Origin of the sequence: Allobosea sp. TAF32 (genome assembly GCF_052113585.1) — a bacterium.
Taxonomy (GTDB): domain Bacteria; phylum Pseudomonadota; class Alphaproteobacteria; order Rhizobiales; family Beijerinckiaceae; genus Allobosea.
In genome coordinates this window covers 201036-228010 of record NZ_JBFRDM010000001.1, presented here as the reverse complement: position 1 = coordinate 228010, position 26975 = coordinate 201036, and the positions used below count along the sequence as shown (strand labels likewise).

At 69.1% G+C, this 26975-nt stretch carries 28 protein-coding genes and 1 riboswitch; of the genes, 4 read left to right on the top strand and 24 right to left on the bottom strand.

What is annotated here, in order from left to right:
* Positions 1–13: 13 nt before the first annotated feature.
* The 5 genes from bluB to cbiE form a co-directional block, all read right to left on the bottom strand.
* Positions 14–625 carry a 5,6-dimethylbenzimidazole synthase gene (bluB, locus tag AB4Z16_RS00960; protein ID WP_441509449.1) on the bottom strand — a complete coding sequence of 204 codons (612 nt, stop codon included), beginning with the start codon at positions 623–625 and terminating at the stop codon, positions 14–16.
* Positions 622–1950, bottom strand: a complete 1329-nt coding sequence (locus tag AB4Z16_RS00955; protein WP_441509448.1) for a cobyrinate a,c-diamide synthase — start codon at positions 1948–1950, stop codon at positions 622–624. Before AB4Z16_RS00955 ends, bluB begins: the two co-directional genes overlap by 4 nt.
* Positions 1947–2711 (bottom strand): precorrin-4 C(11)-methyltransferase, encoded by a 765-nt coding sequence (gene cobM / locus AB4Z16_RS00950; protein WP_441509447.1) that lies wholly within the window; start codon positions 2709–2711, stop codon positions 1947–1949. The genes AB4Z16_RS00955 and cobM overlap by 4 nt, the downstream gene beginning before the upstream one ends.
* A 196-nt stretch (positions 2712–2907) precedes the next feature.
* On the bottom strand, positions 2908–3300 hold the full coding sequence (locus AB4Z16_RS00945) for a cobalamin biosynthesis protein (RefSeq protein ID WP_441509446.1): 393 nt from the start codon (positions 3298–3300) through the stop codon (positions 2908–2910).
* Positions 3297–4547: a precorrin-6y C5,15-methyltransferase (decarboxylating) subunit CbiE gene (gene cbiE, locus AB4Z16_RS00940; protein WP_441509445.1), complete on the bottom strand. Its 1251-nt coding sequence runs from the start codon at positions 4545–4547 to the stop codon at positions 3297–3299. Before cbiE ends, AB4Z16_RS00945 begins: the two co-directional genes overlap by 4 nt.
* Between cbiE and AB4Z16_RS00935 the strand changes: the two genes are divergently transcribed.
* Positions 4546–5310: a cobalt-precorrin-6A reductase gene (locus AB4Z16_RS00935; RefSeq protein WP_441509444.1), complete on the top strand. Its 765-nt coding sequence runs from the start codon at positions 4546–4548 to the stop codon at positions 5308–5310. The genes cbiE and AB4Z16_RS00935 overlap by 2 nt on opposite strands.
* Here AB4Z16_RS00935 and cobJ read toward each other — a convergent pair.
* From cobJ to AB4Z16_RS00890, 9 genes are read right to left on the bottom strand one after another with little or no spacing between them, the layout of a single operon-like run.
* Positions 5253–6044: a precorrin-3B C(17)-methyltransferase gene (gene cobJ / locus AB4Z16_RS00930; protein WP_441509443.1), complete on the bottom strand. Its 792-nt coding sequence runs from the start codon at positions 6042–6044 to the stop codon at positions 5253–5255. The two genes, AB4Z16_RS00935 and cobJ, sit on opposite strands and share 58 nt — an antisense overlap.
* Positions 6041–6781, bottom strand: a complete 741-nt coding sequence (locus tag AB4Z16_RS00925) for a precorrin-2 C(20)-methyltransferase (RefSeq protein WP_441509442.1) — start codon at positions 6779–6781, stop codon at positions 6041–6043. Before AB4Z16_RS00925 ends, cobJ begins: the two co-directional genes overlap by 4 nt.
* A gap of 3 nt (positions 6782–6784) precedes the next feature.
* Complete coding sequence (locus AB4Z16_RS00920; RefSeq protein ID WP_441509441.1) at positions 6785–7417, bottom strand: precorrin-8X methylmutase; 633 nt, start codon at positions 7415–7417, stop codon at positions 6785–6787.
* A complete protein-coding gene (gene cobG / locus AB4Z16_RS00915; RefSeq protein ID WP_441509440.1) occupies positions 7414–8724 on the bottom strand; it encodes a precorrin-3B synthase in 1311 nt (436 codons plus the stop codon). The genes AB4Z16_RS00920 and cobG overlap by 4 nt, the downstream gene beginning before the upstream one ends.
* Entirely contained in the window at positions 8721–12233 is a 3513-nt protein-coding gene (cobN, locus tag AB4Z16_RS00910) for a cobaltochelatase subunit CobN (RefSeq protein WP_441509439.1), read from the bottom strand. The genes cobG and cobN overlap by 4 nt, the downstream gene beginning before the upstream one ends.
* 9 nt (positions 12234–12242) lie before the next feature.
* Entirely contained in the window at positions 12243–13298 is a 1056-nt protein-coding gene (gene cobW, locus AB4Z16_RS00905) for a cobalamin biosynthesis protein CobW (RefSeq protein ID WP_441509438.1), read from the bottom strand.
* Positions 13299–13302: 4 nt separating this feature from the next.
* Positions 13303–13692 (bottom strand): DUF1636 family protein, encoded by a 390-nt coding sequence (locus tag AB4Z16_RS00900; RefSeq protein ID WP_441509437.1) that lies wholly within the window; start codon positions 13690–13692, stop codon positions 13303–13305.
* A gap of 39 nt (positions 13693–13731) precedes the next feature.
* A complete protein-coding gene (locus tag AB4Z16_RS00895) occupies positions 13732–14475 on the bottom strand; it encodes a CbtA family protein (protein ID WP_441509436.1) in 744 nt (247 codons plus the stop codon).
* Positions 14476–14487: 12 nt separating this feature from the next.
* Positions 14488–14664, bottom strand: a complete 177-nt coding sequence (locus tag AB4Z16_RS00890) for a CbtB domain-containing protein (protein WP_441509435.1) — start codon at positions 14662–14664, stop codon at positions 14488–14490.
* A gap of 36 nt (positions 14665–14700) precedes the next feature.
* A riboswitch (cobalamin riboswitch) is annotated at positions 14701–14886 on the bottom strand.
* A 147-nt stretch (positions 14887–15033) separates the two neighbouring features.
* Here AB4Z16_RS00890 and cobU point away from each other — a divergent pair.
* Entirely contained in the window at positions 15034–15546 is a 513-nt protein-coding gene (gene cobU, locus AB4Z16_RS00885) for a bifunctional adenosylcobinamide kinase/adenosylcobinamide-phosphate guanylyltransferase (RefSeq protein ID WP_441509434.1), read from the top strand.
* Positions 15546–16154 carry a cob(I)yrinic acid a,c-diamide adenosyltransferase gene (cobO, locus tag AB4Z16_RS00880; RefSeq protein WP_441509433.1) on the top strand — a complete coding sequence of 203 codons (609 nt, stop codon included), beginning with the start codon at positions 15546–15548 and terminating at the stop codon, positions 16152–16154. Before cobU ends, cobO begins: the two co-directional genes overlap by 1 nt.
* 289 nt (positions 16155–16443) lie before the next feature.
* Here the strand turns inward: cobO and AB4Z16_RS00875 are convergent, their stop codons facing one another.
* From AB4Z16_RS00875 to AB4Z16_RS00830, 10 genes are all read right to left on the bottom strand, one after another.
* Positions 16444–17169: an aspartate/glutamate racemase family protein gene (locus AB4Z16_RS00875; protein ID WP_441509432.1), complete on the bottom strand. Its 726-nt coding sequence runs from the start codon at positions 17167–17169 to the stop codon at positions 16444–16446.
* Complete coding sequence (locus AB4Z16_RS00870) at positions 17166–18314, bottom strand: saccharopine dehydrogenase family protein (protein WP_441509431.1); 1149 nt, start codon at positions 18312–18314, stop codon at positions 17166–17168. The genes AB4Z16_RS00875 and AB4Z16_RS00870 overlap by 4 nt, the downstream gene beginning before the upstream one ends.
* Positions 18307–19086: an amino acid ABC transporter ATP-binding protein gene (locus tag AB4Z16_RS00865; protein ID WP_441509430.1), complete on the bottom strand. Its 780-nt coding sequence runs from the start codon at positions 19084–19086 to the stop codon at positions 18307–18309. Before AB4Z16_RS00865 ends, AB4Z16_RS00870 begins: the two co-directional genes overlap by 8 nt.
* Before the next feature lie 14 nt (positions 19087–19100).
* Positions 19101–19763 carry an amino acid ABC transporter permease gene (locus tag AB4Z16_RS00860; protein WP_441509429.1) on the bottom strand — a complete coding sequence of 221 codons (663 nt, stop codon included), beginning with the start codon at positions 19761–19763 and terminating at the stop codon, positions 19101–19103.
* Positions 19764–19859: 96 nt separating this feature from the next.
* Positions 19860–20687 carry a transporter substrate-binding domain-containing protein gene (locus AB4Z16_RS00855; protein ID WP_441509428.1) on the bottom strand — a complete coding sequence of 276 codons (828 nt, stop codon included), beginning with the start codon at positions 20685–20687 and terminating at the stop codon, positions 19860–19862.
* A 124-nt stretch (positions 20688–20811) separates the two neighbouring features.
* Complete coding sequence (dapA, locus tag AB4Z16_RS00850) at positions 20812–21720, bottom strand: 4-hydroxy-tetrahydrodipicolinate synthase (protein WP_441509427.1); 909 nt, start codon at positions 21718–21720, stop codon at positions 20812–20814.
* 20 nt (positions 21721–21740) lie between these two features.
* Complete coding sequence (locus tag AB4Z16_RS00845) at positions 21741–23138, bottom strand: aldehyde dehydrogenase family protein (RefSeq protein WP_441510097.1); 1398 nt, start codon at positions 23136–23138, stop codon at positions 21741–21743.
* A gap of 13 nt (positions 23139–23151) precedes the next feature.
* On the bottom strand, positions 23152–24435 hold the full coding sequence (locus tag AB4Z16_RS00840) for an FAD-dependent oxidoreductase (protein ID WP_441509426.1): 1284 nt from the start codon (positions 24433–24435) through the stop codon (positions 23152–23154).
* The gene (locus AB4Z16_RS00835) at positions 24428–24691 is read right to left on the bottom strand and encodes a 2Fe-2S iron-sulfur cluster-binding protein (protein WP_441509425.1); all 264 of its coding nucleotides are present in this window, start codon (positions 24689–24691) and stop codon (positions 24428–24430) included. Before AB4Z16_RS00835 ends, AB4Z16_RS00840 begins: the two co-directional genes overlap by 8 nt.
* On the bottom strand, positions 24688–25845 hold the full coding sequence (locus tag AB4Z16_RS00830) for an NAD(P)/FAD-dependent oxidoreductase (protein ID WP_441509424.1): 1158 nt from the start codon (positions 25843–25845) through the stop codon (positions 24688–24690). Before AB4Z16_RS00830 ends, AB4Z16_RS00835 begins: the two co-directional genes overlap by 4 nt.
* A 159-nt stretch (positions 25846–26004) precedes the next feature.
* Between AB4Z16_RS00830 and AB4Z16_RS00825 the strand changes: the two genes are divergently transcribed.
* On the top strand, positions 26005–26889 hold the full coding sequence (locus AB4Z16_RS00825; RefSeq protein WP_441509423.1) for a LysR family transcriptional regulator: 885 nt from the start codon (positions 26005–26007) through the stop codon (positions 26887–26889).
* The last annotated feature ends 86 nt before the right edge of the window (positions 26890–26975 follow it).

The following is a 26975-nucleotide window of genomic DNA, read 5'->3' as shown; positions in this document are numbered from 1 at the left end:
AGTGCCTGAGCCCTCAGCCCTGTTCCCAGCCGGCTCTGACCAGATCCGGCACGTCGCAATCCTGTTCGGGCCAGCCCACGCAGAGATAGGCGATCAGCTTCCAGTCGGGCGGTGCGTCGAGAGCTGCGGTGATCTCGGCGGGCTCGAGGATCGAGACCCAGCCGACGCCGAGACCGTGAATGCGGGCTGCCAGCCAGAACTGCGTGATGGCCGCGACGACCGAGTAGTCGAGCATCTCCGGCATGGTCCGACGGCCGAGGCCATGGCCGCGCTCGGTGCCATGGTCGCAGAACACGGCGAGTTGCACCGGAGCCTCGCGCAGACCTTCGAGCTTGAGGCGCGCATAGAGCGCGGCGCGCTCGCCCTCATAGGACGCCAGAGCCTCGACATTGCAGCGGCTGAAGCTGGCCTGTGCAGCTTCGCGCTGAGCCGGCTCCTCGACGGCGAGCCAGCGCCAGGGTTGCGAATGCCCGACGGAGGGCGAGAGCTGCGTCTGGGCGATGAGACGTTCGATGAGATCGGCGGGGACCGGATCGCGCCGGAACCGTCGGACATCGCGCCGCCAGCGCAGCAATTCCTCGAATTGCCCGGCGAAGGTCTCGTCGAAGGCCGGAGCCCGGCTCATCTTGCTTCCGCCGCCGCGATGGCATGGAAGAACGAACCTGTCACCAGCCTGCGCCGGCTTCCGGCCGGGGCAGGAGCCGAGCCATGCGGGTCCGTCACCACAGCGAATGGCGGATCCTCTCCCTGAGCGGCGATGCTGGCATAGTGGAACTCGTGCCCGGTCAGCGCGGAACCCGCCGGCCCGAGCGGTCCGTCCGCTTCCAGGATGGCGCGGCGATAGCCCAGATTCATCTTGCGCTTGGCGAAGGAGGTCTCGACCGAGAGCAGCCCGGCCATGGCATGAGCGACGCCGTCGGTATCGATCAAGCTGCGCCCGAGAACCATGTAGCCTCCGCACTCGCCATGCACGGGCCGGGTCTCGGCGAAGCTGCGCAGGCCGCCGAGGAAACCGCTTGCTGCCGCTATCGTGCCGGCATGGAGCTCGGGATAGCCCCCCGGCAGCCAGCAGGCGTCGCAATCCTCCGGCGGGGCCTCGTCCGCGAGCGGCGAGAAGGGCACGAGTTCGGCGCCCACCGCACGCCATCCGGCCTCGACATGCGGATAGACGAACGAGAACGCGGCGTCGCGGGCGATTGCGATCCGCCGTCCCGGTGCGGGCAGCGGCGGGGTATCGCCATCGGCTGCGGCCATGGGAACGGTGTCGCCGGCTGCCGCTGCGATTGCATCGAGATCGACAGCAGCCGCGACGGCGTCGGCCAGCGCGTCGAGCCGGGCATGCAGGTCGGCGGTCTCGCCGGCCTGCACCAGACCGAGATGGCGCTCGGGCAGGATCAGGCTCGCCTCGCGTGGCAGCGCGCCGAGCACGGAGAGGCCAATGCGCTCCATGCCCTGCCGCACCAGCCGCTCATGGCGGGCGCTCGCGACTTTGTTGAGGATGACGCCGGCAATGCGGATGCGCGGATCGTAGGCTTTGCAGCCGAGCGCGACCGCCGCCGCCGACTGCGCCTGCCCGGAGACGTCGATGACGAGCACGACCGGCCAGCCGGTCCGTGCCGCGATGTCCGCGCTGGCGCCTGTATGGCCCTCAGGACCCGGCACGGCGTCGAACAGCCCCATGGAACCTTCGGCGATGACCATGTCGGTAGCGCGCGCCGCCTCGGCCGCGATCCGCCCGAGCAGGCGGTCCGACATCGCGTAGCTGTCGAGATTGGCGCTTGGCGCCCCGGTCGCGGCGGCGTGGAAGGCGGGGTCGATGTAATCGGGCCCGCATTTCAGTCCGCGCACGGTCAGACCGCGGCGTGCCAGCGCACGCTGCAGCCCGAGCGTGATCGTGGTCTTGCCGGAGCCGGAGCGCGGCGCGGCGATGAGCAGGCCGCGCGCGCTCACAGCCCGCCCCGCGGCCGGAAGCGGCGGTCGTAGTCGATCGAATAGAGCGCGCTTTCGCCGAAATCATCGGCTGCGAGCGCCGGCCCCACCAGGATCAGCGCGGAGCGTTCGAGTTCGCTGGCGCGGACCTTGACAGCGATGTCGGCGAGCGCCCCTTGCAGCACGGTCTCGTCCGGCCATGTCGCGCGGAACACCACCGCGACGGGGCAGTCGGCACCATAGAACGGGGTCAACTCCGCCACGACCTGCTCGATGACGTGGATCGAAAGATGGATGGCGAGGGTCGCGCCGGAGGCGGCGAAGGTCGCGAGCTTTTCCTTCGGCGGCATAGCCGAGGCGCGGCCGGACGTGCGCGTCAGCACCAGCGATTGCGCCACGCCCGGCAGGGTGAGCTCGCGCTTCAGCGCGGCGGCGGCGGCGGCGAAGGCCGGCACGCCCGGCGTCACCGTGTAGGGAATGCCTGATCGGTCGAGCCGGCGCATCTGCTCGCCACAGGCGCTCCAGATCGAGAGATCGCCGGAATGCAGCCGCGCCACGTCCTGTTCGGCGAGATGGGCGGCTTCCATCTCCGCGATGATCGCGTCGAGATCGAGCGGGGCGGTGTCGACGATGCGGGCGCCCGGCGGGCACCAGTCGAGCATAGCCGTCGGGATCAGCGATCCCGCATAGAGGCAGACCGGGCAGGCGGCGATGAGGTCGCGCCCGCGCAGCGTGATGAGATCGGGCGCGCCGGGGCCGGCACCGATGAAATGGACGGTCATAAGGGCGATGCCTTGCGGTTCTGCGCCGCCGTCATTCCGGGACGCAGCGAAGCTGCGAGCCCGGAACCCATGAGCACGTCACGGAACCAAAGAGGCGCGGGCAGCGATCGGTGCGGCAAACGCGGCAATGTCGAGTTCATGGGTTCCGGGCTCATGCCTGCGGCATGCCCCGGAATGACGGGGAGGTTCGGGTGCATCACGATACCGTCCTGGCCAGCGCGCAGGTGACGCGGCCCGTCGCGATGCGCGGCTGCACCAGCTGGCCGCCTGGGCCAGCTCCAGCCAGCGCCGCAGCCTCCGCCACCGAGCCGACGCCGTAGAGGGAAGCGATGCGGGTCGAACGCGTCGCGCAGGCGGCCTCGAAGCCCTTCAGCGCCTCGTCGGGTATGGCGACGAGCTCGGCCGCGCGGTCTGCCGCCGCGGCAATCATGCCGGCTTCCCCGACACGGCTCGCGAGCGTGGCGAAGCGCGGCGTCGCAGTGCCGCTGAGGCCGGCAATCGCCAGCGCTTCGTCCAGACAGGCCAGGATGTCGACTGCTTCCGTGCCGGGCCGGATGCCGATGCCGGCGACCAGGCGGCCGGCGCTCAAGGCTTCTCGACCCGCCATTGCGTCACCGGCATCGCCGGGCGCCAGCCATGCTTGCCGCCGACGGGGGCGAGCCGATCGATCGAGATGCGGCGCAGCGAGCCACCATGTTCGGCGTGTAGCGCCGCGAGCTTCGCTTCGCCCTCGATGGTGACGACATTGGCGACGAGCCGTCCGCCCGGCTTCAGCGCCGCCCAGGCCGCGACGAACAGGCCTTCCTCGGTCAGCCCGCCGCCGATGAAGACCGCATCCGGCGCCTCGCGCCCGACGAAGCCGGCGGGCGCCGCACCAACGACGGTCACGTCGAGGCCGCCGAGTTCGAGCTTGTTGCGCGCGATCCGCTCGGCCCGGTCGGCCCGAGCCTCGAAGGCGACAGCCCGGTTGCGGACATGGCGCTGGCACCATTCGACGGCGACCGAGCCGGAGCCCGCGCCGACGTCCCAGAGCAGCTCGCCGCCGCGCGGCGCCAGCGCCGACAGCGTGATGGCGCGGATCTCCGATTTGGTGATTTGCCCGTCATGGGCGAACCATTCCTCGTCGAGCCCGGGCGTCAGCGGCAGGATGCGCGAGTCGTGGGTCGCGGCAACCTCGACCGCGATCAGGTTGAGCGGCACGATATCATCGATGGCGAAGGCGTCGGCGCGGGCCTCGCGGATGCGCTCTTGCGGCCCGCCGAGCGATTCCATCACGACGATACGGCTCGCACCGAGGCCGCGTGCGACCATCAGCTCGGCGACGGCGCGCGGTGTGCTCTCGTCCCAGGAGAGGGCAAGGATGCGCGCATCGGGCTGGAGGTGCGGGACGATGCGGTAGAGCGTGCGGCCGTGCAGCGACACCAGCGCGCATTCCTCCTGCGGCCAGCGCATCCGCGTGCAGGCCATCGAGAAAGAGGAGAGCTGCGGGATGATCCGCATCTCCTCGGCCGGGATCGCGCGGCTCAGGCTGTTGCCGATGCCGTAATGGAACGGGTCGCTGGTCGCGAGCACGCAGACCTTGCGGCCGCGCTCCTTGAGGATCTGCGGCAGCGCGTTGCGGAAGGGTTGCGGCCAGGAGCGCAGCTCCCCCGGCACGGAGCCGACGAGCGCGATATGCCGCTCGCCGCCGAAGACGATCTCGGCCTCGTTCAACGCTGCCAGCGCTTCACGACAGAGGCCTGCGGAACCGTCCTCGCCGAGGCCGATCAGCGAGAGCCAGGGCGCCGGCGCTTCGCCGCTCGACAGAGCATCCGATTCACGCAAAACTGTCGACATGACCGTCCTCATCCTTGGCGGAACGACTGAAGCTGCTGCGCTTGACCAGCACTTGGCTGATCAGGCTCCCGATATTCGCGCCATTATCTCGCTGGCGGGGCACACCGTCGATCCCCGCCCGACCAATCTGCCGGTCCGCACTGGCGGCTTCGGCGGCGTCGAGGGCTTGAGGCGCTATCTGGTCGAGGAAGGCATCGTCGCCGTCGTCGATGCGACCCATCCCTTCGCCGCGATCATGCCCTTCCATGCCGAGCATGCCTGCAAGGCCGAAGGCGTGCCGCTTCTGGCGATCCGCCGCGAGTCCTGGAAGCCGCGCGCCGGCGACCGCTGGAAATCCGTGCAGGATATCGAGGCTGCCGCGCAGGCGTTGGGCGACGCGCCGCGGCGCGTCTTCCTCACCGTGGGGCGCTTGGAACTGCCGGCCTTCGCCGACGCTCCCCAGCATCGCTATCTCGTCCGCGCCATCGAGCCGATCGGCGATCGCCTGCCGGTGCCGCATGTCGACGTTATCCAGCAGCGCGGCCCCTTCGACGTCGACGACGAGGAAGATTTGATGCGCCGCGAGGGCGTCGAGATCCTGGTCAGCAAGAATTCGGGCGGGCCGGCGACGGTCGGCAAGCTCGTGGCGGCGCGCCGGCTCTCCCTGCCGGTGGTGATGGTGGAGCGCCCGCCCAAGCCCGATGTCGAGACCGTCGATCATATCGATCAGGTCCTGCCCTGGCTGGTGGCGCAGGGCATCTTCGCGACCGAGCGCGGCGTGTAGACGTAAGGCGCGGCGCCCTCGCGCGCGATCAGGCGCGTGCTCGACGCGCCGATCATCACCAGCGTCGCCATGTCCGCCGTGCTCGCGGCAGCAACAGCCTCCGCCAGCGTCAGCACGCGCAGGTTTTCGTCAGGGCGCCCGACGGCGCGGGCGAAGAGCACCGGCGTTCCGGCCTCGCGCTGCTTGGCCGCCAGTTCCAGCGCCTTGCCGAGCTGCCAGGGCCGGGCCTTCGAGATCGGATTGTAGAGGCAGATCACCAGATCGGCGGCGAGCACAGCGTCGAGCCGCGCCGTCACCACATCCCAGGGCTTGAGATTGTCCGAGAGCGAGATCGCGCAGAAATCCCCGCCGAGAGGAGCGCCGGCCTTCGCGGCGGCCGCCAGCATCGCGGTGATGCCGGGTTCGACCCCGATGGGAATGGCCAGCCACGCCGCGGGGCCGGCTTCCAGCGCCTCGAACACCGCCGCCGCCATGGCGAAGACGCCAGGATCCCCGCCCGAGACCACCGCGACTGTCCGGCCTTCCGCCGCCAGCCGCAGGGCGTGCGAGGCGCGCTCGACCTCGACGCGGTTGTCCGAGGCGTGCTTGGTCAATCCGGCCCGCTCGGGCACCCGGTCGACATAAGGGCCGTAGCCGACAATGTCGGTTGCGGAGTCGAGAGAGGCCTGCGCCGCTGGCGTGATCCACTCCGGCGTGCCCGGGCCCAGGCCGACGATGGTGAGCGAGCCCGTCACAGGCGCCGTCCCTCGCCGGGCACCAGCACCATGGCGAAATAGGGCGCCTCGTCATCGGCCTTGTCGGCGAGGCGCGCCACCACTTGCCGCGCCATCGTCGCCCGCTCGACATAGATCGCTCGGCCCGCCAGCCCGGCGGCCGCCAAGGCACGGCGCACCTTCGGGAGATTGCGGCCGAGCTTCATGATGACGGCGGCGTCGGTATCGGCCAGCCGTCGCGCCAGCTCCGCCTCCGGCAGCGTGCCCGGCAGCACGGTCATGACGTCGTCGCCCCAGGTGATCGGCGCCCCGGCTTCGCCCCAGGCGCCGGTCATGCCGGTGACGCCGGGCACCACCTCGGTCGGAAAGCGCTGGGAGAGCCGCCGCCACAGATGCATGAAGGAGCCGTAGAAGAACGGGTCGCCATCGCAGAGCACGGCGAGCGACCGCCCGGCCTGCATCTCCGCCGCCAGACGTTCCGCTGCCTCCTCGTAGAATGTCGCGATCGGCCCGTCATAGTCGGGCTCGCCGACATTGGCCTCGGTCGTGACGGGGAAGGCGAGTTCGATCTCGCGGGCCGGATCGGGCGCGATGATGGCGTCGGCCGTGCTGCGGGCATTGCCGCGCCGGCCGCGCTTGCAGAAATGCACGAGACGATCGGCCGAAAGGATGATCTCGCGCGCCCTGACCGTCATCAGGTCCGGGGCGCCGGGCCCGAGGCCGACGCCGTAGAGCAGGGGCCGTTGTGTCCCGCTCATCGCCTATTCCTTGTCCTGCGCGAGCGCATTGACGGCCGCTGCCGCCATGGCCGAACCGCCGCGCCGTCCATGCACGACGAGGCACGGCACGCGCCCATCCTCCGCCAGCGCTGCCTTCGATTCCGCCGCGCCGACGAAGCCCACGGGGATGCCGATCACGGCCGCCGGCTTGGGCGCGCCGGCATCGAGCATTTCAAGCAAGCGAAAGAGCGAGGTCGGCGCATTGCCGATCACGACGATGGCGCCGGCAAGCCGGGACTTCCACAGCTCCATCGCGGCGGCGGAACGGGTCGTGCCCATCTCAGCCGCGAGCGCGGGGACCTGAGGGGCGTCGAGCGTGCAAATGACCTCGTTGCCGGCCGGCAGGCGCGCGCGCGTCACGCCATTGGCGACCATCTTGGCATCGCAGAGGATCGGCGCGCCGCTCCTGAGCGCGGCCTGTGCGGCTTTCGCGAAATCCGCCGACATCTCGACGTCACCGGGCAGGTCGGTCATGCCGCAGGCATGGATCATCCGCACGACGACGCGCTCGGCCACACCGTTGAAGCGGGCGAGATCAGCTTCCGCACGGATGATTGCGAAGGAGCGCTCATAGATCGCCGCCCCGTCCTGAATGTAATCGTATGCCCTGCTCAACCCTGCGATCCCGTTGAACGCGCGACATTGGCCAGCCGCGCGTGAAACTCTTCTCCCGGCTGCAATCGCGCCAGCAGCGTCGAAAGGTCAAGCGTCGCGACCGGCTTGTCCCGCGCCGTGCCGCCGAACACGACGTCGTAGCGCCCGTCACGCCCGACCAGAGTGAGATCGGTGGCCGCCGGATGGGCGCAGGATTTGACACAGCCGGAGACATGCAGCGTCACGCCTCGCGCGAGCAGATCGGCGGCCGCGTCGGCGAGGATAGCCGCATCCGCCGTTGCCGGTGCCTTGGCGCGCGAGCAGGCGGGGCTGCCGGCGCAGGCCTGCACGGAAAGGCGCGGATCCTCTTCCCGCGTGATCAGGCCGAGGCCGTTCGCCCGTGTCATCAGCTTGTCGGCTTCGGCGCGGCGGAGATTGCGGAAGGCAAGCCCTCGCCAGGGCGAAAGCCGGATGTCGCCTGCGCTGGTCTCAATATCGGCGCCGAGCTTGTCGAGGGTGGCCGCATCGCACCGGCCGAAGGGTAGGCCGATGACCGCCGCGAACCGGTCCTCCCCCAGAGCGAGCAGCCCGGCGCGCAGCCCCCGGGGGCGGTAGGCATGTGCAGGCGCTTCCGGGAGCGTGCTCAGGCCGGTCAACCTCTCGGATGGCAGGTCGCGCAGGCGGCGGATACGGTCGGGAGCGGCGCTGCGCAGCGCTGCGAAGCCGCGCAGGATGGTGTCAACCGTCGCTGCGGCATCCGCTTCGGGGATTGGCCCACGCCACAGATGGTCCGCCAGACACAGGGTGACACCCCCGGCCCCGACGCCGACGATTCGGATGTCGGCTGAAAGGCTGTCCAGAGCCTGCGTGCCGCCATCATCGACGATAACGCTGAGCTTGGCCGGCAGGCCGGGAATCCTGCGGGCGCGCAGCTCGATCTGCCCGGCCAATGCGGCTGCGTCGATCAGGCCGTTCGAATCGCTGCCCGCCAGCGGCGAGACCAGCGTCAGCCGCTGTGGTCCATCACCCGCATGCTCATCGACGAGATGCTCCGCCAGCAGGCGCTCGACCAGCGCCGGATGGCTCGCGGGCGTCACCCCCCGGATTTGCAGATTGGCGCGGGCGGAGATTTCGACGAGTCCGTTGCCGTGCTCGGCTGCCAGAGCCGCGATCCGCCTCAGTTGTGAAGGTGTCAGCATCGCGCCGGGCGGATGGAGGCGCACCAGCCAGCCGTCGCCGGTCTCCATCGGCCTGAGGGTGCTCGGGCACCAGCCGCGTCGCAGCGCTTCCTTTCCGGCCTGCGGCGCTTTTTGCGGGAGCGCGCTCATTCCGCCGCCTCCCGCGCCAGGAAGGCGCCGACCGAGTTGCGCCGGCTGGTCCAGAGGCCGCGTCGCGCCGCCTCGGCCAGTCGCGAGCGGATCGAAGCGGCGGCCGGCGCATTGGCGCTTTCGAGAGCGGACCAGATCTGCGGATCGGCGCAATAGGCCTGGAAGACCGCTTCGAACAGCCCGTCCGCGACGGCCTCCGTGCTCGCCGCGAAGACGAAGAGCGTATCGACCGCCTCGGCCAGCTCCGCCGCCCCGCGCCAGCCATGGGCGAGTTGGGAAGCGATCCAGCGCGGATGCGTCAGCCGGCCGTGCACGATGCGAGCGATGTCCTCGGCCAGCGTCCGCGCCTTCGGCGCTTCGGGGTTCGAGCTGTCGAGGCTGTAGAGGGCAGGATCGGCGCCGAGCGCCTTCGCAGCTGCCGCGAGCCCGCCGATCACATCGGCGGCGCTGCTGGCTTCGAGAATGTCACGCCCGGCGGTGTCACTGACATGGATGAAAGCGTCGGAAGCCTTGATGCGGTCGATAAAGCCGGGGTCGGCCGTGGCCATGCCTTCCGGGCCGCCATAGGCATGGTCGGAGGCGGCGAGATAGGCGGCCCCCAGCTCCTGGCGCTCGGTCCAGTCGCCGTCGAGCGCTCGGTCCGCCATGGCGGCGCCATAGCGGCCGGGAGCCGCACCGAAAATGCGCGCGCCATGCCCGCCGCGGCGGCGGGCAGCGGCCGGCTCGTTCCAGTCGTCGGGCTCGTCCAGCGCGGCGACAGCCCGCGCCGCCTGGTCGATCAGCGCGATCTGCCCCGGAAAGGTGTCGCGGAAGGTGCCGGAAATGCGCACGGTCACGTCGAGACGCGGATAGGCGAGCTTCGGCTGTGGCAGAATACTGAAACCAGTGATGCGGGTCGAGGCATTGTCCCAGAGCGGCTCGACGCCCATCAATGCCAGCGCATGGGAGATGTCTTCGCCGCCGGAGCGCAGCGTTGGTGAGGCCCAGAGGTCCATGATGATCCGGCGCGGATAGTCGCCATGATCCTGCAGATGGCGCGAGACCACAGCCTGCGCCGCCAGTTGGCCCAGCCGTGTGGCGGCGCGTGTCGGGATCGCGCGGGGATCGAGCGTCGAGAGGTTGCGCCCGGTCGGCAGCACGTCAGGACGGCCGCGATGCGGCGAGCCGGCCGGGCCCGGCGGAACGAAGCGGCCATCTAGGGAGCGCAGGAGGTTCTCGCGCTCGTTGCGGGCGGAAGCCGGGTCGGCGTCGGACCGACCGAAGACGTGCAGCCCGTCGCGGAAGGGCAATTCGGCGATGTCGCAGAGATGGGCGTCGAGCCGGGTCAGGGCCTCGCTCATCTCCATGTCGGCTGCGACGCCGCAGGAGGCCGCGAGCCCGCTCGCCTCGGCCCGCGCCCGGATTTCGCTGGCGACGAGGTCGGCGCGGCGCGGATCGAGCACCTGCGCCTGCGAGAACTCCTCGACGAGATCGCGCAGCAAGGCGGTTTCGCCGGCGTCCTCCGTCTCGGCCAGCGGCGGCGGGAGGTGGCCGAGGGTGACGGCCGAGAGCCGTCGCTTGGCCGGCGCCGCCTCGCCGGGGTCGTCGACGACATAGGGGTAGATCACCGGCAGCCCGCCGACGGCAAGGCGCGGCCAGCAGCCGGCCGAGAGCGCCACGGCCTTGCCCGGCAGCCATTCCGTGGTGCCGTGCGTGCCGAGATGGATCAGCGCGTCGATGGCCTCGGATTGGCGCAGCGCGAGGTAGAAGGCGAGGTAGGTGTGGCCGGGTGGCGCGTCGGGGTCGTGATAGCGCGCCTTGCGGTCGGGCGTGGTATCGCGCGGCGGCTGCAGGGCTACGGTGAGGCATCCATAGCGTACGGCGCGGAAGCGGAAGGCGCTCTCGCGGCAGGTGGGATCGGCTTCGGGCGCACCGTGGCTGGCAAGAAGGGACTCGCGCGCCGCAGCGGGGATGGTGGCGAGCCATTCGCGATAGGCCGTGAGAGGCATGGAGAGATTGGTTGGCCCGGCAGTCAGTGCGGCCATCAAGAGCGAGCCCTCATCCTGAGGAGCAAGGCGCGAGCCTAGCGTCTCGAAGGATGCTCCAGAGCGCGCTGGATCATCCTTCGAGACGCCGCTGCGCGGCTCCTCAGGATGAGGGTTGAGAGCGGCAACAGCGTATCCCACCCCCGCCAACAATTCCCGGATCGCCGTCACGCTGGCAGGCGTATCGAGCCCGACGGCGAAGCCGGCCCGGCCGCCGCGCGCGGGATAGTCCGACATCACCAGTGCCAGCTTTCGCTCGGCCGCCGGTCTCCGGGCGAGAGCGATCCAGCCCTTCGCCAAATCGGCAAGCGCAGAGATGCCCTCTGCATCCGGCACGAGCCGGCGGATACTGAGCCCGGTCGCCGGGTCGGTTGCTTCGGCCTTGAACGCCACCGGAATTGCCCCGATGCGCCCGTCGAATTCCGGCAGCGCCACCTGCATGGCGAGATCGGCGGCGGAGAGGCCACGCGGCGAGGCTTCCCAGGCTTCGCGCGGGCTGCCCACCGGCACGGCCTGCAGGATCGGGCAATCGGCGCCGTCGAGCACGAAATCCGCGCCTTCGCGAGCGGAGAAGGCGGTGCTGGTGACGATCAGCGCCGGCTTTCGCACTGCGATCAGCGCTGCGAGTTCGGCGGTGACCGCGGGGTCCTTCAGGCTGGTCACCGCGAGCGGGAGGGGTGCGAGGTCGCGCGCGGCGAGGGCGGTGGCGAGGGCCTCGGCCATGGCCGTGTCGCCAGCCGCGACGCCGGATCGGTAAAGCAGGATCGGGACGAGTGGTTTGTCGGCCGGGATCGTAGCGAGCGCGTCGAGCCATGGCAGGGGTTTGCCGTCGCTGCCGAGCGCGAAGAACGATGGCAGCGGGAGTGGCGTCAGGTTGGATGCTCTTGGCGCCCGCGCGATATATCCTGCGATCCGCCCCAGCAGCCGCCGCATGTTCTCGGCGCCGCCGCCCGCCTGGAAATAGGCTAGCAGTTCCGCCGCGAACTCAGCCGGGACGGTCGCCTGCTCGCCCAGTCTCGGATCGTCGCGCTCGTCGCCGGGGAGGATCGCGAGCGGAATGCCGCGCGCGCGGCAGGCGATGCCGAGCTGCTCGATGCCATAGCGCCAGTAGTCGAGCCCGCCGAGGCAGCGCACCAGCACGAAGCGGCATTGCGCCGCCGTCTTCTCGATCAACAAATCGACCGAGAGCGGATGTCTCAGCCGCCTGAGCGGAGCGAGCCGCACCGACAGGCTCTGTCCGTCATGCTCGCCCTTGTGGCGAGGATCCACGTCTTTAACACGACCTTCGATAGGGGAAGGCGTGGATGGTCGGGACAAGCCCGACCATGACGAGGGCGGTTCCGCGTCGACGCGGGCCGCCACCGCCAGCGCGGAGAGGTCGCTGTCGGTGAAGGAGAGCATGAGCACGTCTCCCGGCGGCAAGGCGAGATCGACGGCGTCCTCGCCGTCGTCGAGCCTGATCTCGCTGGTCGGGAGAAGATGCATCGGTCCGGTTTACGCCCCCGCGAGAGCCGCTTCCACGGCCGTGAGGTCGAAGCCCTTGAGGCCGATCACGGTGAGGCGCCCGTCGCGCGGCTCGCTCGCGCCCCAGGGGCGGTCGAAATGATGCCCGACGCGCCGGCCCACGCCCTGCACGACGAGGCGCATCGGCTTGCCCGGCACGGCGCTGAAGCCCTTCAGCCGCAGCACGCCCTCGGCTTCGGCGGCCTTGGCGACACGCGCCGTCAGCTCCTCCGGTGAAAGCCCCGCCGGCAGCGGCACGGCGACCGAGTCGAAATCGTCATGGTCGTGATCATGCTCGCCCTCGCCATGATGCGAGGGGCGGGCGGCGAGATCGCTTTCGGCCGCGGCACCCAAGCCCACGATCAGCGCCGGCTCGACCTTGCCATGGGCGGTCTCGACGATTTTGATCGCCTTGGGCAGGTGCTCGGCGATCTCGGCCTTGACCCGTGCGCGGCCGGCCTCGTCGACGAGGTCGCTCTTGTTGAGCAGGATAAGGTCGGCGCAGAGGATCTGGTCCTCGAATACCTCCTCCAGAGGGTTGTCGTGCTCGACGGAGACATCGGCCGCCTTCTGCGCCGCGAGCGCCTCGGGATCATCGGCGAACTGGCCATCGGCCACGGCCGGTCCGTCGACCACGGCGATGACGCCGTCGACGGTGACGCGGGCGCGGATTGCAGGCCAGTTGAAGGCCTGCACCAGCGGCTTCGGCAAGGCGAGGCCGGAGGTCTCGATCAGGATATGCTCGGGCGGGTTCGGCCGGTTCAGGAGCTTCTCCAGCGCCGGCACGAAATCATCGGCGACGGTGCAGCAGATGCAGCCATTCGGCAGCTCGACCACGTCCTCGTCGCTGCAGCCGGCGATGCCGCAGCCCTTCAGGAACTCGCCGTCGAAGCCGAGATCGCCGAACTCGTTGACGAGCACGGCGAGCTTCTTGCCCTGCGCATTCTCGAGGAGATGGCGCACCAGCGTCGTCTTACCGGCGCCGAGGAAGCCGGTGATGATCGTGCAGGGCGTCTTGCCCAGGTTCGTGGTTTGCGGAGCGTTCATGATGTCATCCTTGCTGGCGCGCCGGCAAAGGCGGCACGCGTGCGACCACGCCCTTGCGGAAGGACTGCGGCCGCTCTTTCCAGGGAACGATGCCGTTGGCGCTGGCGGCATAGGCCTCCGCCGCGCCGACGATCTCGTCGAGATGGGTGTCGGTGTCGAGGTCGCCGATCAGATAGGTCCATTTGCCATCGGCGCTGAGCGCGATGGTGCAGGGCCGCTTGCAGACGGCGAGGCATTCGACAGGCAGCACCGGGATGGTGCTGCCCTTTGCTGCGAGTTGAGCGGTGAGACGCTCCGCGAGCGCCAGCCCCGGCTGGTCGTAACCCTCCGGGAGATCGGCGCGCGCCCGCCTGCAGGCGGTGCAGACATGGATAGTGAGGTCGCCCTCGGACATGACTTGCCTTTCGCGCGGAGCCCGGAGGCTCCGCTGCCTTCAGCGCGCGAGCGCGGCGCGCCGGCTGGCCCAGGGCCAGAGCACGCCGACCATGAAGGCGGTGGCGAGCCAGAGCGCAGCCTGGATGCCGAGTGACAGAGCCGCGAAATGCGCCGCAACCTCGGCCGGCACCTTGCTCTCCGGCGCAGCCGGATGCGGGGCGCCGATCACATGCGGGAGCAGGATCACGACGACGGCCAGCAGCTTGAGCCAGGGCTGCTCGAAGCGCAGGAACAGGAAGAGCCCAAGCGCCGTGGCGATAGCGGTGACCAGCCACCAGAACTGCCGCTGCTCCAGCGCTGCGGAAGCCGCGCCCGGCAATTCCGGCGCGAGCCCCATCGCGGGGGCGAGCCCGAGCGCCAGGAAGCCGCAGGCGCCCCAGACCAGGGCGCTACGTTGGTCGATCGTATCGCCGGCCGCGATCATTCCCGCGAGCAGCAGCGCGGCGAAGCCGATTGCGGTCGCGATCGTCACTGCGCTGGTGAAGAGCGTGCGCTGGAGGCCGTCCTGCGGCTTCCATTCGGCATGGTCGTGGCCGGGCGCATCGCCAGCGGGGCCATGCGCGAGGATGATCTTCGCCTCGCCGTCGAAGGCGGCGAGCGTCGGCGCCTGCAGGCGCAACGCCGCCTCATAGGTCTCGGCCTTGAGGATCAGCGGGGTGGTGGTGACATGCTGGAGGGCGGCGACGATCAGCCCAGCCAGAAGCCCGGCCAGAATGCTGACCGTGAGAACACGCGTAACCATGGATGCTTTCCCTCAGTGGCAGGGGAAGGCGAGACCGTGGCGGGTATCGTGCCCGGCGTTGTGAACGTTCGTCGAGGCCGCGAAGCCGGTCGTGTAGATCAGCGCGACGCCGATCACGAGCGCGGCGGCGGCTGCCTTGACGCGTTCCGAGACGCTGAGTTGAGTGGTGGAAACCGAAGCGGTGTTCATGGGGCTCTCCGTGGCCGCCCCGCCGGCAGCCGGTTGGATCGTTGCGGGTCGACGGCAGGTCTCCTGGCTCGCGGGTCTGATGTTCCCCACCGCCTTCCCGGAGCGAGCGCTCCAGTGGCCGATGGCGGGAAACACCCGCTTACAGTTGCGGGGGCAGCCGCGGTATCTCACCGCGTTCCCTTTTCACCTCCTTGCGGAGGCACCGTCATGGACCATCATTAGCTATCGGCGTGCCGCTGTGCAATGCAGTGCGCCGTGGCAGAAACGTCATTCTCGGGCTTGACCCGAGAATCTCGTACAGGAAGAGGCTCGCCCTTTCGGATGGAGATGCTCGGGTCGAGCCCGAGCATGACGGCATAGGACTTTTCGATGGAATTGCCCCACCTCACCCTCGTCCTCGGCGGCGCCCGCTCCGGCAAGAGCCGCCATGCCGAGGCGCTGATCGAGGCTTGCCCGGCCCCCTGGAGCTACATCGCCACCGCCCAGGCCTATGACGACGAGATGCGCGAGCGCATCGCCGAGCATCGCGCACGCCGCCCGGAGGGCTGGCAGACCGTCGATGCGCCGCTCGATCTCGCCGAGGCCATCGCCGTCCGTCCGGCCGGCCGGCCCATCCTTGTCGATTGCCTGACGCTCTGGCTGACCAACCTCATCCTCGCCGAGCGCGATACGGCCGCGGCGCGCCAGGCCCTGATCGCCGCCTGCGAAAGCGTCTCCGCGCCGCTCGTGCTGGTCGGCAACGAGGTCGGCCTCGGCATCGTCCCGGAGAATGCGCTCGCCCGCCGCTTCCGCGACGAGGCCGGGCGGCTGCATCAGGCGCTTGCGGCGCGCGCCGGCCGCGTGGTCTTCATGGTCGCCGGATTGCCGATGCGAGTGAAATGATGACCGACACCGAAGACACCGCCCGCCACAAGGCCAAGATGGAGAAGCGCAAGGCGGTGCAGGACGCCGAGGTCGCTTCCAAGACCGTCGAGAAGGGCCTTCTCATCGTCAACACCGGCCCCGGCAAGGGCAAGTCAACGGCGGCCTTCGGCCTGATCTTGCGCGCGCTCGGACATGGCTGGCGCATCGGCGTGGTGCAATTCATCAAGGGCGCCTGGTCGACCGGCGAGCGCAAGGCGCTGGAAACCTTCGGCGATCAGGTCGCCTGGCACAGCATGGGCGAGGGCTTCACCTGGGAAACGCAGGACAAGGCCCGTGACATCGCTGCCGCCGAGCGCGCCTTCGCGAAGGCGAGGGAGCTGATGGCCGACCCCGAAATCCGGCTCCTGGTGCTCGATGAGCTCAACATCGCCCTGCGCTACGACTATCTGCCGCTCGCCGACGTCGTGTCGACGCTGGTCGCTCGCCGCCCAGACCTGCACGTCGTCGTCACCGGCCGCAACGCCAAGCCGGAGTTGATCGAGGCGGCCGACCTCGTCACCGAGATGACGTTGGTGAAGCACCACTTCGCCGCCGGCGTGAAGGCGCAGCAGGGCATCGAGTTTTAGTCACTCGGCCCATCTCGCGCGCCGATTGGCCCATGGCAGCGGAGGGCCGGGACACGGCGCGGGGTGGCGCAAGCTACCGCGGAGCCTGGATGCCGAGGCTGCGGCACATCTCCGCCTCCCGGTCCCGCACGAAACTTGCGTAGTCCCGCAGATGGACGCCATCGCTGAAGGCCGAGCGCGACCCCCGCATCTCCGCTGCAGTCTCGCGCCTAGGGACATGCCTAGTCCCGCCTTGCGAGCACTTCAATCAATAGCGAGACCAAAAGCCAGCGGCGCTCCTCGTCAAACCTTAGCGGAAGCGCGGCGGCGCGATCGCATGCCCGAACCATTCAACGAACCCGATGACGTCGAAGACCGGCCGCCCGGTGGCAGCAGCGACCGCCGCCGAATGCGGCGGAAGATTCGTGCATTCGCAGAGGATCGCGCCGACATTCGGATGGCGGCGGACCAGCGCGCGGGCGGCTGTCACGACTTCTTCCTCGAGCTTTGCGACGTCGGACACGCCGCCGCGATTGCCATAGACCTGGCGGAACAGGCTGTCCGGAGGCAGCCCCTCGATGGGAGTGTCGGGACGCACCCCGACGGCGGCCAGATGGCGCGCCGTCAACGCCTCCGCGGCGAAGGTGAGGATGCCGACTTGCTGGCCGGCGGGCAGCATGGCCTCGATCAACGGTGCCTGCAGCAGGCTGCTCGTGGCCACGGGAACCGGGAGTGCGGCGGCCAGCTCTCGCTGCAGCAGCGCCAGAAAACCGCAGCTGGTAGCGATGCCGCGCACCCCGCAAGCGACGAGATCGAGGGCGGCGGCGATGAAGGGCTCGAGGAATTCTTCCGGGCGACCATGGACGATGGCCGCGGGATCGGCGCCGCGGACGACCCGGAACTGGACCGGGAAAGGCCAGGTGCGGCCGTTGCCGATATCGCCCGGCAGGCGTTGAAAATGGGTGTCGAGCATCAGGACCCCGATGCTCAGATCGTTCACGACCGCGCCCAGCCGTCCGGACCCAGAGCCGTTCATGGATGCACTCCCTGCAAAACGCGACCGGGGACAGGTGCCGGCGTCTCGAAGAACCAGGCAAGGAAACGGTTTTCGCGCAGGAGATCCAGAGGAATGTCCTCCTGCGCAAGGAGGCCTTGGCGGCCTATTTGCCCGAGGCGCAACAGATCGAGCACCGCGGCGACATGGGAGGCAGCGGTGCGCCGCATGGCGCCGATCGCGGCGTCGCCGATCTCTAGCGGCTCGACCTCGCGCAGGAAGTGTTCGTGGGGCGCACCATCCGCGTCACGAGACGCTGCGGTGATCGAGATCAGCAGACGATCATCGGTGATCTCGGGCAGCGCGTTGAGGAAGAGATTGCGCAGCAGATAGACGCGGTCGCGCAATTTCAACTCGTCCAGCAGGAACGCCATCTGTTCGGCGTGCCCGGGATAGCGGATGGTATGCGAGATCAGATTCCCGACCTTGCCGGCCAGGCGCTCGCGAAGCGTAGCCGGGATCGCGCCTGAGACGAAAACCTCGTAGTCGCGCGATCCGAGATGCAAGGGGCTGCAGCGGGACAGCGGCGCCAGCCCGGACTCGCGGCCGTCGACGAGCGCAAGCGAGGCGCGCGTATATTCGCGCAGGGTGGCGTCGACATCCCAGACCAGCCCGTAGCCCAGGCGCCCGGCGGCCGTTCGCGGCAGAGCGCCGATCCGGACGTCGATATCCGGCAGGCCCGGGCAGCGCGAGGCGAGATCGAGAACCAGGCCCGAGACGAGCCCCGGCGAGATGCCGCATTGCGCGATGAAGCAGCCTGCGGCGGCGTTGGCCTCGTGCTGGACGGCTTCGAGCGCGGCTCCGTCATCGCCAAGGTCGAGATAGTTGCTTCCGCTGCGGCGGGCGGCCGCGGCCACCATGGGCGTCGCCGAGGACGGCAATGCCGCGACCACGGCATCGGCCCCGGTCAAGAGCCGGTCGAGCTGGGCTGCGTTGGCCGGATCGGCTTCCGTCAGCGGCAGCGCAAGGTCCTTGGCTCGCCTGCGGCCGGGCTCGGTCGGGTCCGCGAGCAGGAACTCGAATTCCGGCTTTCCGCGCAGGAGGAGCGCCAGCGCCGTGCCGATCCGGCCTGCACCGACGATGACGACCTTGAAGGGCCGGGCGTTGCTTGCCTGCGGATCAGCCATGGAAGCGCGCGAGAAAGGTCTTGAGACGCTCGTTGTCCGGGTTGTGCAGGATGCGGTCCGGGCTGCCCTGCTCGGCGATGCGCCCGGTTTCCATGAAGACGACACGATCGGAAACCCCGGCCGCAAACGAGATCTCATGGGTGACGAGGACCATGGTCATGCCCTGTTCGGCAAGGTTGCGCACGACGCCCAGAACCTCTCCTACGAGCTCAGGATCGAGCGCGCTGGTGATCTCGTCGAGCAACAGAGCGTCCGGCTGCATCGCGAGGGCCCTGGCGATGGCCACGCGCTGCTTCTGCCCGCCCGAGAGCTGGTCCGGCCGCGCGTCGCGCTTATCGGCGAGGCCGACCTTGGCGATGTAGTCCATCGCGATGTCGATGGCCTCGCCGCGCGGCTTGCGCTGCACGGTCATGGGGCCTTCGATCACGTTCTCCAGCACGGTCATGTGCGGGAACAGGTTGAAGTGCTGGAACACCATGCCGACATGGCGCCGCAATTCGCCAAGACCGAGAAGCTGGCCCGTGCCGCGGAATGTCGGGCCGACGCGGCGGCCGCGGAACAGGACCTCGCCGGTGTCCGGCACCTCCAGCATGTTCATGCAGCGAATGAAGGTCGATTTGCCGGAGCCGGAGGGCCCGATGATCGAGACGACCTCACCGCTGGTCAGCGAGAGATCGATCCCGTGAAGGACGGTGAGCGCGCCGAAGCGCTTGGTGATGCCGCGCGCTTCGAGAACGGTCTCGCGCAGGCCGGGCATGGCAACGGAGTTCATGGAATGGCTCTCGCTCAATGGCTGCCGCGCGTCCGGCTCTCGACGATGTCGGCGAACTTCGTGATCGGGAACAGGATGGCGAAGTAGAGCAGCGCGAGGATGGTGTAGGATTCCAGCGGGCGATAGGTCTGCCCGTTGACGATGCTGGCCATGTAGGTGAGTTCCGCCACCGAGATCACGGAGATGAGCGAGGTGTTCTTGAACTGCGTCACCGACTGGTTGATGAAGGCCGGCATCATCCGGCGGATGGCCTGCGGCAGCACGATGCGCCGCATGACCTGCCAGCCCGACATGCCGATGGCGGCGCCCGCCTCGGATTGCCCCTTGTCGATCGAGACGATGCCGCCGCGGAAGACCTCGGCGTAGAAGGCCGCGGCATAGAGCGAGAGCGTGATCAGCGCCGCCGCCCAATTCGCGAGATCGAAGCCGAGCAGCAGCGGCAGGGCGTAGTAGATCCATAGCAGCTGCACCAGCAGCGGCGTGCAGCGGAACAGCTCCTGGAAGCCCTGCGCCAGCCAGCTCAGCGGCCCGATGCCGGAAAGCCGCGCGAAGCAGAGGAGCAGCCCGAGGACCAGCCCGATGGCGATGGAGGCCACGGTGTAGACGATGGTGATCCACGCGCCCCAGAGGAACAGATCACTCGCCTGGAAGATCGGGGCGAAGCTCCACGTGTACATATCATGCCAGCCTTTTGTGAAGGCAGCCCTCGAGCAGGATGCGAAAAGCCGGAAGCCGGTTTTCGCGAATATCCTGCTCTGGGGGCTGCTCCTGCCTTAACCGCCGAAGCCGAAGCCTTCGGGCATGTCGTCGAGCGTGATGCCGAAGGGCGCGAGGCTCTTCACGATCCAGGTCTGGTTGTTGCCGATGCGGCGGTTGTATTCGGCCCAGGCCGAGATGAAGGCGCGCGACTTCTCGTCGGCCTTCCAGTTCATGGCGACCACGGAGGGCGTCGACAGAACCGGAGACGGCACCATCACCTTGCCGATGCCGCTCGCCTTCTTGCTCATGACGAGGCCGTTCAACATGGTGTTGACGAGACCGTCTGCCTTGCCTGTGACCACCGCCACGATCGCCTCGTCGCGGGACTTGAAGCGCAGCATCTTGGCCTTCGGCAGGTATTGCTGGGCGATCAGGTCCTGCGAGGAGCCCAGGTCGACCGCGAAGGTGTATTTCGGGTCGTTGAGCTCGGCCCAGCTCAGCTTCGAGAGCTCCGCCTTGGGCGAGACGATGACGAAGCTGTTGAAGTAGGTCGGGTTCGAGAACGCGACGGAGAGGGAGCGCTGCGGCGTCGCCGTGACGCCAAGCGCCAGATCGACCTTGCCGCTCTGCACGTCGAGGATGGAATTCGGCCAGCTCGACTCGACGACCTCCAGCTTGACGCCGAGGGTGGTGGCGATGTCGCGGGCCATCTCGATGGCGAAACCGCGCCATTCGCCGGACCGCGGGTCCTTGTTGAAGTAGGGATCCTCGTTGATGATCCCCGGTATGCGCAGCACGCCGCGCGAGCGTATGGCGTCGATGGTGTCTTCGGCCCGGGCCGAGGCTTGAAGTGCCAGCAATCCCAGGCTGGCTGCGCAGATGGCGCGAATGATCGATTTCATGAGCTTTCCACTCCGTTCCCTTGCCGATGTTTTTCGGTCTTGCGCTGGTGGTTAGGACGACGAGAGCCTAGGCGACGCACTTGCGTGGACAATGCGAGAGTAGGTCGTCGTCCTACCGGCTTTCTTATATGTTCGCTCGGCTCTCGAACGATTGCAGGCTTGCTTCCAGCGCCTTGCGGCTTTCCGGGCGCAGCGCTGCGAGCGGCGCCCGCAGCTCCGGGCCGATCAGGCCGGCGCGCGCGAGTGCCGTCTTCACCGGCACCGGGTTGCTCTCGATGAAGAGATGGCCGACGAGGTCGAACAAGGCGTTGTGGATGCGGCGCGCCTCGCGCGGGTCTCCGGCGTACCAGGCCCGGCACAGCGCGACGACCTCGGCGGGCAGCAGGTTCGAGGCGACGCTCGTCACGCCGTCGGCGCCGAGCGCGAGGAAAGGCAGCGTCAGGCCGTCGTCGCCGGAATGGATGACGAAATCCTCGCCGAGTGCCAGCCGCAGCTCCGTGATCCGTTCCGCCTTGCCCCCTGCCTCCTTGATGGCGACGACATTGGAATGCGCCGCCGCAAGCCGCGCTGCGGTCTCCGGCGCGATCTCGACGCCGGCGCGTCCCGGCACGCTGTAGAGCATGATGGGCAGGCTAACCGCGCCGGCGATGGCGGAGAAATGGTCGAACAGCCCCTCTTGCGAGGGCTTGTTGTAATAGGGGGTCACGAGCAGGAGGCCGTCGGCGCCCGCCGCCTGGGCACGCTCGGCCTTGCCGATGGCGAGCCGCGTCGCGTTCGAGCCGGCGCCGGCCATGACGAAGACGCGTCCGGCAGCCGCCTTCACCGTGGTGCGGATCACAGCGTCGGCCTCATCCTCGCTCAGCGTCGCGGCTTCGCCTGTCGTGCCGACCGGGACGAGCCCGGACACACCGGCCGCGATCTGCGCAGCGACGAGCTTCTCGAGCGCGGGAATATCGAGCGCTCCGTCGCGGAAGGGCGTGACCAGCGCGGTGAAGACGCCAGTCAGGCGCCGGCGCAGTTCGGGATCGATCATCTTGTTGGCTCCTTGCATCATCAGTCGATGACGACCTTGGTTTCGCTCATCTCGCGCAGGGTCATGTGGATGCCCTCGCGGCCCAGTCCGCTCGACTTGATGCCGCCGAACGGCACATTCTCGGCGCGGAAATCCGGCCCTTCATTGATCATGACGCCGCCGACGCGGAGCCGGCGGGAGACCCGCTTCACGAGCGCATGGTCGTTGGTGAAGAGCCCGGCCTGCAGCCCGTAGGCGCCGCCACTGATCTCGGCGATCACAGCGTCGGGATCGTCGAAGCGGCGCACGGCGAGCACCGGCCCAAACGTCTCGGAACGAACGAGTTCCGTCTGGGCCGGAACGGCGTCGAGCAAGGTCGGCGCGAACAGCGTGCCGCGGCGGTTTCCGCCCGCGACGATCCGGGCGCCGTCCGCGACGGCGAGTTTCACACGTCGTTCGACTTCCGCTGCCGCCGGCTCGTCGATGACGGTGCCCATGGCAGTCTCGGCATCGGCCGGATCGCCGGTGGTGACCTTCGCGACGCGCGCCGCGATGCGCTCGATCATCGTCTCGCGGATGGCGTCGTGCAGATAGAGCCGCTTCACGGCGGCGCAGCTCTGGCCGGCGATTTCGAAGCGGTGCGCGATCGCGACGTCGGCGGCGCGGTCGAGATCGGCGTCCGGCATGACGATCAGAGGGTCGTTGCCGCCAAGCTCCATCAGGCAGCGGACAAGGCCAGAGGCGTTCTTCAGCGCCAATCCCGCCGTCGGCCCACCCGTGAAGCTGAGCAGATCGATGTCGCCGCTCGCGATCATCGCCGCGACATCGGCGCCGCCATGGACGATACCGAACAGGCCGTCCGGGAAGCCCGCCTCCTCGGCCAGCTCTGCGAGGCGCTGCGCAGCGAGCGGAGCCTTCGGCGAGGGTTTGGCGACGACGGCATTGCCGGCCGCGATGGCGGGGCCGAGTTTGTGACAGAGCAGGTTGAGCGGATAGTTGAACGGCGTGATCGCTCCCAGGACCCCGGCAGGCTCATGCGTGATCACGGCCTGCTTGTCCGGCGCTCCCGGCACGATGGCAGTGGGCAGGACCTCGCCATGCAGGACGGTGACGGCGTCGCCGCTCAGCCGGAGCGTGTTGCGGGCGCGGCGGACTTCGTTGCGTGCCTCGGCGATCGTCTTGCCGACCTCCGCGCAGATCGTCCGGGCCATCGCCTCCGCCTCGTCCTCGAGGCGGCCGGCCAGGCGATAGAGCAGTTCCTTGCGTTCCGCGGGCGTGCTGAAGCGGAAGCTGGACCAGGCCTTGCGCGCCCGGCGCAGGGCCTCGGCCACCGCGACCTCGTCCGCTCCGCGGACCTTGCCGACGAGGGCGCCGTCGAACGGATTGGTCACCTCGACCATGGAGGCGGCGATAGCCCGGGCAGGCTTGGCGAGGGACATCGTCACGGTCAGATCACTCCGTTTCATCATCTGTCAGGCGGGCGAGCGCCGCGACCGAAACCGGTCGCAAGGGCCAGCGCGGGGGAGTTGCGGCCGGCAATGGCCGGTCTCGCAGGGCTGCGATCATCGGGCCGCAGAAGCGGCCCTGGCAGGCACCGAGGCCGAAGCGCCCCATCAGCCGGATCTCGCGCGGCGAAGCGTCGTCTGCCAGGGCGGCCAGATCCGCGCAGCTGCGTCCTTCGCAACGGCAGATCACGGTCTCGGGCGCAGGCACCACCGGCTCGCTGTGGAGCGCTTGTCCGAGAGCGGCCTGAAAGCCCCGTGCACGCTGCAGGCCGCGTTGCACTTGCGAAGCGTCTGTGCCTGCCAGGCCGAGGCGGGCAAGCATCTGCATCGCCGCGCGTCGACCGTCGAGCAGCGCGGCATCGGCGCCGAGCGCTTCCCGCCCATCCCCGGCGAGCAGGACGGGCACGGCCGCGTCGGGGGCCGGCAACGGAATCCCGGTGCGGTTCGGGGCGATGCCGTCATGGATGAGCAAATGCCGCACGCGCAGGGTGTCCTGCGTCTCCCCAACGCGGATGCCGACCTTGAGGCCTGGGCCATCAGGCTCAGCCCGTGTCACGACGGCTCCGCAGCGGTAGGGCACGCGGCTGATGGCAAGCGTCGCTGCATAGGCAGCCGCCTCGGCCATCGGCGCCCATGACGCGGCGAGGCGGGCCAGAGCCCTTGCGGCGCGCCATGGCCGGCCGCGCTCCAGCACGGCGACCGGGGGATTGCCGGCCTTTGCGAGCTGGGCCGCGAGGGCGGGCAGCAGCGGTCCGCTGCCGGCCACCAGGATCGGGCCCTCCGGAGGGCGGCCCGTTTCCTTGAGCAGGACCTGCGCACCGCCGGCCGTCATGACGCCGGGCAGTTCCCAGCCCGGGAACGGACAGATCGTCTCGACGGCACCGACCGCGATGATCGCTCCCCGGGGGCGGTGCGCAAAGACGTGGCCGGCACGACGATCGTCGAACAAAAAGCGACCCTCGCCGTCGACGCCGAGGAACACTGTTTGCGTCCGAACCTCGATCCGCTCGGCGGAGCCCCGGAGTCGCGCCGTCAGCTCCGTCCAGTTGCGGCGGTGACGAGCGGGCCGCCAGACATGGTTTTCGCCGGCAGCCGGCTGGCGATGGATGGCGCCGCCGAGCTGATCCCGCTGCTCGACCAGCATGACGGGCAGGCCGGCCTCCGCGATGGCGGCAGCCGCGCTGGCGCCGGCCGGACCGCCGCCCACGACGAGGACAGGGCCCTTATGCATGATCGGCTCCGACCGCAGGTAGCGCGCCGAGCCGGAGGCCTTCGCTAGCGAGCGTCAGGCAGGCCTCGACCGGCGCCGCACCTGCGACCGCGACGACGCAGCCCTGGCAGGCGCCGATCCCGCAGAACATCCGTCCGCCGGGCGCGTCGTTGGACTGGCCGAGATCGGTGATCCCGACCCGGAGCAGCGCTGCGGCGATCGTCTCGCCCGGCTGGAAAGCCACCGGCGCGCCGTTCCAGAGAAAATGGCTGGTCATGCGTGGGCCTCGACGCGAGCGAAGCGTTGCGGCGACAGAGCGGACAGGTCGGTTTCCGGCTTCTCGCCCAGCAGCAGGCGGGCAGCGCAGGCACCCATGAACGGTCCGAGGCAGATGCCGTCGCCCTCGAAGCCAGTCGCAATGACGACGCCTTCGCGATACGGGTGCAGGCCGACGATCGGCAGGCCGTCGCGGGAGGCGGTCCTAACCCCGGCGAAGCTGCGCAGGACGCGGCGACCGGCGAGCGGCGGGTAGAGATCGAGCGCCTCACGCAGGATCGCCGCGATGGTCACGGCATCGGTGGCGTGGTCGCTGCGATGGTCTTCGCGGCTGCCGCCGATCAGGAACTGGCCCGTCATCAGCGGGTCGATCACCAAGCCGATATGGGCGTTGTCGCGGACGATGCCGCGTTTGGCGGCGAGATACGAAGCCGCCATCAGATGGCCGTCGATCGCAGGTCCTGCCGTGCTGGCACGGTCGGTGACGACCATCTGCCCCTTGCGCGGGATCAGAATCTCGCCAAGGCCGAGCAGCGGAGCCGAGCCGATCCCCGCGGCGACGAGCACGGCATCGGCTGCGAGCAGCTCGTTCCGGATCGCGACGCCGCCGACGCGCCCAGCCCGCATGACGATCTCGGACACGGGCGCATTGCGGCGGATGCTGACGCCGCTCTTGTGCAGGAGGCGCTCGGTGATCTCATAGCCCAGCGCATGCCCGTCATCGGGGATTTCGAGCGCTGCGCAGACGCTGGCACCCAGCCCCGGAATGCGATCCAGCAAAGCCGTGCGGCTGATTTCGACGACGCGCTCGCCCACCGCGGCGAGGTCGGCGCCATGCTGGGCGACGAGATCGGCCTCGATCGCCGTTCGTGCGACGAGGAAAGTCGAGCGGCGATGGAACAGGCCGCGAAACAGGCCATCCCGCTCGCTGCGGACATAGAAGGCCCGGGCGTGGCGGGCCAGATCCATCATCGGACCCGGCCGTTTGCTGGCGACCGAGACGGCGCCATCCGACGCGCCGGTCGCGCCCGCAGCTGGCCCAGAGGCGTCGAGCAGCGTCACCCGCGCACCGGCGGCAGCCAGAAAATGGGCGGCCGCTGCGCCCACGATCCCGGCGCCGATCACGGCGACATGAATGGATGAAGAAGAGGCCATGCCCGGAGCGGTTCGTCCCGTAACGCGATGGCCAGAACCTCGTTCGCTTCTCCTGCCGGGTCGATGCAAATGATCCGGGCCGACTTGCCTCATTGTTTGCAAGTGGCGGAAGGAGAGCTGTTGTAGGAAGGAATGACGGGCCGGCCGGCGGAAGGGACCATGCGCGAAGCCAATCTGACGCTCATCCAGACGTTCTTCATCGTTGCGCGCGACGGCTCCTATTCCGCCGCGGCGCGCAAGCTCGGCATGAGCTACCAATCGGCCGCCAACCATGTGCGGCGCCTTGAGCAGTTGCTGGCGGAGCGACTGGTCGTCTCCGAGCAGGGCGCCAAGACGGTGACCCTGACGCCGCGTGGGCGCAGCCTCTACAAGCTGTTGCTGCCCGAGCTCGATACTGTGCTGACCCGGCTCGACCGCACGCTCCAGAAGGAGCGTCCCGTGCTGCGCATCGGCCTGCCGCAGGCGATCTTCTTCTATCTGATGCCGCCGATCCTGGCGCAGTTCCGCACGCTTTTCCCGCAGGTCGAGATCATCGCCTTCGAGCGCGATACCGCTCTTCCGGAGATGATCCGGGACGGCAGCCTCGACCTGTGCATTACGGAGCGCTATTTCGGCGACCCCAACGTGCCGCAGCACCTTGTCTGCACATACCGGCCGGCGCTCGTCCTGCCGCGCGAATGGGGGACGCCGCCGCGGGGGGAGATCAGGCAATGGGTGCAGGGGCGCCCCTTCGTGACCTATGAGCCCGGCCAACTGCTGCGCAACCTCGCCATCGATTATCTGCAGCCGGACGATACCGAGATGGAGATCGCGATCTCGACATCGGGCAGCTCAAGCGTGAAACGCTGCGTCGAAGCCGGTCTCGGCTACGCGATCATTCCCGCCTGGTGCATGGATGGCAGCGAAACCACGATCACCGTGATCGATTTGCCGGAACTGCCTGAAATTCCGATCTATTTCGGCGAAGCCAGCTTTTTGGCGCGAAACCCCTACGTCGTCGCGCTGCGTCGACTTTGCGTCGGTTTCACATCCGCGATGGGCTAGCAACGCGCCACCTAGGCTCGCTGCGATCCGATCCGGCTCGTCGAACCGCTGCTGCGCCTTGCGAGATCGGAAGGCGGCACCGCAGC